Genomic DNA, 3,955 nt, shown 5'->3' with positions numbered 1-3,955 from the left:
CGCCCCCGCGGGCCCGCGCCCCGCCGCCCGGCCCCGCCCGCCCGACCCGAGGCCGGCGCGGTCGCGCTCGCCGCCGGGGCCGGACTGCTCGGCGGCCTCGGGGACTGGCCCGTGCTGCTGCTCGGCGTGCTGGTCCCGCTGCTGCTGGTGGGCGGGGTGCTGCTGACCGGCAGCCGGCTGCAGGCCCCCGCCGCGGGCCGCGAGGGCGCGCTGCGGCTGGGCCGGGCCGGGCTCGGCGGCGCGCTGCTCGGTGCGTTGCTCGGCCTGCTGTGGGGACCGCCGTGGCCGCTGAGCGTGGTCGCGCTGCTCGCCGGGCTCGGTGCGGCGGCCGGCCTGCTGCTGTGGACCTGGCGGCAGACGATCCGGCGGGTCCACCGGGGCCTGGTCGTCGACGCCCAGGTCGAACTGACCACGTTGGACGCCCTGCTGGCCCAGGTGACCGTCGAGTGCTGGGCCGTCGAGGAGCGGCGGGCCTGCGCGGACGCGGCCGAGGCGGTGGCCGGCGTGCTGCGGGCGGCGGCCGCCGCCGCGCAGCAGGAGTCGGCGCTGGGCGGCGCGGAGCGGCCCGCCGCGCCCGACGTGGCCTGGGACGCGGGGGACGACGACTTCCCGGCGCCGGCCGACCTCCCAGCGGTCGACCCCTCCTTCGCCCGTTCCGCCGCCCCGCCCGCCGCGGACGGCGAGTGGGACTGGGCCGAGGAGGACGAGTGGACGGAGCAGCCCGTGGAGGCCCCGACCGCCCCGACCGCCGCCGCGCCCGCGCCCGCCCGGACGCCCGTCCCCGCTCCCCCCGTCGGACCGCCGGACGCCGCCGGACCGCCGAGCCCCGGCGAACCGCCCGCCGCCCTGGGCAGCGGAGGCACCCCGCGCTGGCTGGACCGGGACGACCGCGACGGCGGCTCCGAGCTGGTCGCCACCCTGGCCGGGGACCTGGCCGACGCGGCCGTTGCGGCGCTGGAGCCCTACTGGGGGGCGATGGCCCGCGGCCAGGCCGGCCGGCAGGCCGAGCAGCGCACCGCCCAGCGGGTGCACGAGCTGCTGGCCCTGGCCCGCGAGCACCTGCGGCGCAACGGCGTGCTGGCGGCCCCGCCGTTCGCCCAGCCGCAGCGGGTCCGCACCGGCCCGGCCGAACTCCTCGGGCAGCGCAGCCTGCTGGCGGTCGGCGTGGTCGGCCCGGAGGCCGACCGGGCGAACGTGATCTACCTCTGCTCGGTGGAGCAGCAGGCCCTGCTGAGCCGCGACCCGGCCGCCGCCCGCTGGATCCGCTTCGCCCCGGAAGCGGTCCGCGGCCCCGCCGCGCGCGAGGTGGGCCCGGAGGGACGGACGGGCGCCTCGGACAGCACGGACACCGCCGACGGCTCGGACGTCTGGACGGCGGCGGGCCGCTACGCGGGCCTGCTCTGCCTGGTGCCGCTGAAGCGGGACGCCGTCGAGACCGTCCGCCGGCGCGAGCACGAGCACGACCCGGCGCCCCGGAGCGTCCCGGGCCAGGCCGCCGGCCCGGACCGGCCCACCGCCCCGGGCCGGTCCGCCACCACGGGCCCGGGCGCCTGGCCGGGAGAGGAGAACGACCGGTGAGCACCACCCCGGCCAAGCCGGAGGACCTCGGCTACCTGACGCCCGCGGGCCTGCGGGTGCGGACCACGGCGCGGTTCGGCCCCGAGCGCGCGACCGGACCACGGACGCCCACCACCCGGCGCCCGGTGCGACTGGAGGACGGGCGGACCTGCCTCCAGGTACGGGCGGCCGACGGCGCCGACCGCCCTGCCGCGCTGGAGCGGCTGGACGCCCAGGTCGCCGCCGCCCTGCGGCTGCACCGGGCGTTCACCGGCACCGAGGCGGCGCACCTCTTCCCCGAGCTGATCGGCCACGACCTGGACGCGGCCGAGCCCTTCGCGCTCTACCGACCGCCGCGCGGCCACCGGGTGGTGGACCACCGCAGCGGCTACATCGGCGCCGAACTGCTGGTCATCGAACGGGACCTGGTGCGGGCGGTGCGACTGCTGGAGACGCTCGGCCTGGTCCACCACGGCATCGACCCGGGCACGGTCCGCTGGGACGGGCAGCGCGTGCAGCTCTGGGGCCTGGAGGCGGTCACCCACCTGGGCCGCCCGCGCCGGGCCGGCGGCCGTCCCCCCTACGCGGCGCCGGAGGTGCGCCAGGGGATCGGCACGTGCGACCCGCGCGACGGCCTGTGGAGCGTCGCCCAGGTGATGTACCACCTGGTCACCGGCCGGCACGGCGACCCGGAGCGGGCGCCGGTGGACCTCGCCGACTTCCGCTCGCTCCAGCAGACGCTCGGCCGGCTCTTCGCCCCACGGGCCGCCGACCGTCCCGGCCCCGCCGAGCTGCTCCGCCTGCTCGACCCCACGGCTCCCGAGCAGGACCGGCCGCTGGACGAACTGGCCCCTGACCGAGCCGAGTTCGACCGGGCACGGCGGCTCAAGCGGGCCACTCCCGGCGAGCCGGCCGGCGAGCGCGAGGCCGGCTCGCTGCGCTGCCCGTACTGCCTGGAGGCGATCTGGTTCGACCCCGGCGCGCTCTTCGTCGCCGACAGCCAGCAGCAGCTGGTGCCGCTGGACCTGGGCAGCCTGACCAACGACCTGCGGCGTGCCGACCGGCTGACCGCCGCCTACCAGCGCTGCCGAGCCGATCCGAGCTTCCCCGAACACCACATCCCCGCGCCCTACCTGACCAACGGCCGGCCGCTGACCGTCGCGATGGTCGGCGAGACCAGCACCGGCAAGAGCCACCTGCTGACCCAGATGATCGCCGAGATCACCGACAACGGCCTGAAGCCGTACGGCATCCGCTGGCAGCCCGTGAACCGGGAGCAGAACGCCCGCTTCGCCCGCCAGCGGGTGGCGCCGCTGCGCGGCGGCGCGGTGCTGGGCCACACCGGCTTCGCGGGCAGCCACGCCGAGTTCGTCGAGGCCCTGCTGCTCACCGACGCGCGCGGGCGGACCCGGCCGGTGGCCTTCTTCGACCTCGGCGGCGAGGACCTGACCCGCACCGACGACCTGCTGAGCTTCCTGCTGGGCGTGGACGCGCTGGTCTTCGTGGTCGACCCGGCCCTCGCCCTGCCGCTGCCCCAGCTGGACGAGATCCGCGAGGAGACCCGGATCGAGGTCCAGCCCAACGGCGACGTGGCCTTCTCCACCGTGCTCAACCGGCTGCCGCGCACCGGCGGCCTGCTGGACGTGCCGGCCGCCGTGGTGCTCGCCAAGGCCGACCTGCTGCGCCTGGAACCGCTGGTGGACCGCTGGTTGGACGAGCCGCCGGTGGCCCCGCTCGACCTGGACCGGCTGCGCGAGGAGAGCCGCGACGTGTACGCCCTGCTGCACCGCCACGCCGGGAAGGCCTGGCTGCGCCCCTTCGACACGCTGCTCCGCTGCACCCTGCACATCGCCTCGGCCACCGGCGGGCGCCAGCAGGACGGGCGCTACCCGCGGCAGGTGCGCGCCCAGCGGGTGCTGGAGCCGCTGGTGTCCCTGCTGGCGATGCACGGCATGGTCGAGCCGGCGGGCGGCGCCGCGGCCCAGGAGGTGGGCAGGTGAGCGGCCCCCAGGAGCCGCCCGCCGTCGAGCAGTTGGTGGTGCGCTGGCAGGGCGGCCAGGTCGGGCAGGGCAAGGGCCTGGGCGTGGCGGGCGCCTCCTGCCCGCCGGAGCGGGCCGCGCGGCTGGGGCGCGCCCTCGCCCCGCTGCTGCGGGTCGAGGGCGGCGAACCGCAGCCGAGCCTGGTGCGCACCGTCACCAGCCTCAACGAGATCGCGCTGGTGCAGCGCTGGCCCACCAAGGACCACACCGGCCGGCCGAACACGGCCAGCCACGTGCTGGTCGGCTCGCCCGGGGCGCTGCCGATCCGGCTCTGCCTGGCGCTGCGCGACTGGTCCTGGCGGGCGCAGGGCTTCGCCGAGCAGGCCGGCGGCAGGCTGCCGCAGGTCGCACCGGCCGAG

1 protein-coding gene and 2 pseudogenes are annotated in these 3,955 nt (G+C 78.4%); all 3 read left to right on the top strand.

Translation table 11 applies throughout. From position 1 onward, the window contains the following. Window positions 1-1,578, top strand: a pseudogene (locus ABD323_RS34210) (hypothetical protein); the annotation flags it as partial. Continuing rightward, a complete protein-coding gene (locus ABD323_RS34205; RefSeq protein WP_344445969.1) occupies window positions 1,575-3,557 on the top strand; it encodes a serine/threonine-protein kinase in 1,983 nt (660 codons plus the stop codon). The pseudogene ABD323_RS34210 and the gene ABD323_RS34205, both read left to right, overlap by 4 nt. After that, window positions 3,554-3,955 (top strand): annotated as a pseudogene (locus ABD323_RS34200) (hypothetical protein); the annotation flags it as partial. The gene ABD323_RS34205 and the pseudogene ABD323_RS34200, both read left to right, overlap by 4 nt.

Source organism: Kitasatospora nipponensis, from assembly GCF_039528135.1.
In the GTDB taxonomy this organism is placed as follows: domain Bacteria; phylum Actinomycetota; class Actinomycetes; order Streptomycetales; family Streptomycetaceae; genus Kitasatospora; species Kitasatospora nipponensis.
This window is presented reverse-complemented; position numbering and strand designations above follow the sequence as displayed.